Here is a 1,294-nt window from a genome sequence, read left to right as displayed (position 1 = left end):
GTAGTGTTCAGAATTCTGTGTCATTTCGTTAAACTAAGCAAAAAAGAGATGACATATGACCAAAACCAATTTCGACATGGATGCCGCTTTAAAGCAGTTGCGTGAAGGCAAAGACCTCACCGGCAAAGACGGCATCCTGACACCGCTTATTAAACAACTCACCGAAGCCGCGATGCAGGCTGAGCTTGAAGAGCATCTCAGTGATAAAGAGCAATCTAACCGCAAGAACGGCTCGACGTCAAAAACAGTTAAGAGTCCTGCCGGCAGTTTTGAACTAGATACGCCCCGCGACAGAGCCGGCTCATTTGAGCCGCAACTGGTTAAAAAACATCAGACGCATTTAACCGATGAGCTGGAGCGTAAAATTATTGCGCTGTTTTCTCTTGGAACCAGCTATCAAGACATTCGCATGCACATTGAAGACCTGTACGGCATTCATGTCTCAAACGGCACCATTAATGCTGTCACGGATAAGCTTCTGCCGGAGCTTCAGGCATGGCGTGAACGACCTTTAGAAGCGATTTACCCTATTGTCTGGCTCGATGCCATTCACTATAAAATCAAAGAGAATGGCCGTTTTATCAGCAAAGCTGTTTACACCATCCTCGGCCTCAACATTGATGGTAAAAAAGAGCTTTTGGGGCTTTATTTATCCGAATCAGAAGGCGCACATCACTGGCTGAGTGTGTTGACTGACCTACACAATCGAGGGGTTCAGGATATTCTGATTGCCTGCGTCGATGGCTTAAAAGGCTTTCCCGAAGCCATAGAAAGCATTTACCCGAAAACCGAGGTGCAACACTGCATTATTCATCAAATTCGCAACTCGATGAAGTACGTGGCCAGCAAAAATCAGAAAGCCTTCATGGCCGACTTAAAATGCGTGTATAAAGCCGCGACACTGTCCGCTGCCGAAAGCGCTCTGGATGATTTAGAAGCCAAATGGGGCGATAAATATCCCATCGTTATTCAATCCTGGCGCAATAAGTGGCCGACACTCTCAGCGTATTTTAAATACCCCGACTATGTTCGGACCGTTATCTACACAACCAATGCCGTTGAGGCGGTACACCGCCAGTTCAGAAAACTGACCAAAACCAAAGGCGGCTTTAGCAATGAGAGTAGCTTGCTTAAGCTACTGTACGCGGGTATGTTAAAAGCAACTGAGCGCTGGTCGCACCCGGTGCAGAACTGGAATCTGACACTGTCTCAGCTAACCATCCACTTTGAAGGTCGACTGGATGGCCACATAGATTTATGAAAACTTGGCTGACACAGAATATTGAACACTCTC

Annotated in this window: 1 protein-coding gene; it reads left to right on the top strand. The window is 46.8% G+C overall.

Annotation, left to right across the window (positions count from 1 at the left end; genetic code table 11):
* The first annotated feature begins 55 nt into the window (after positions 1–55).
* The gene (locus Q5L94_RS13255; protein WP_317498842.1) at positions 56–1,261 is read left to right on the top strand and encodes an IS256 family transposase; all 1,206 of its coding nucleotides are present in this window, start codon (positions 56–58) and stop codon (positions 1,259–1,261) included.
* Positions 1,262–1,294 lie beyond the last annotated feature (33 nt).

The sequence above is a fragment of the Idiomarina sp. Sol25 genome (genome assembly GCF_033052775.1).
Classification (GTDB): domain Bacteria; phylum Pseudomonadota; class Gammaproteobacteria; order Enterobacterales; family Alteromonadaceae; genus Idiomarina.
The sequence above is the reverse complement of the archived record's forward strand: the minus strand, read 5'-3'. Positions and strand labels throughout refer to the sequence as shown.

What these genes read in the sequence shown, in the direction of transcription:
- Q5L94_RS13255 (WP_317498842.1), top strand. Translation starts at nt 56, where the DNA reads ATGACCAAAACCAATTTCGACATGGATGCCGCTTTAAAGCAGTTGCGT.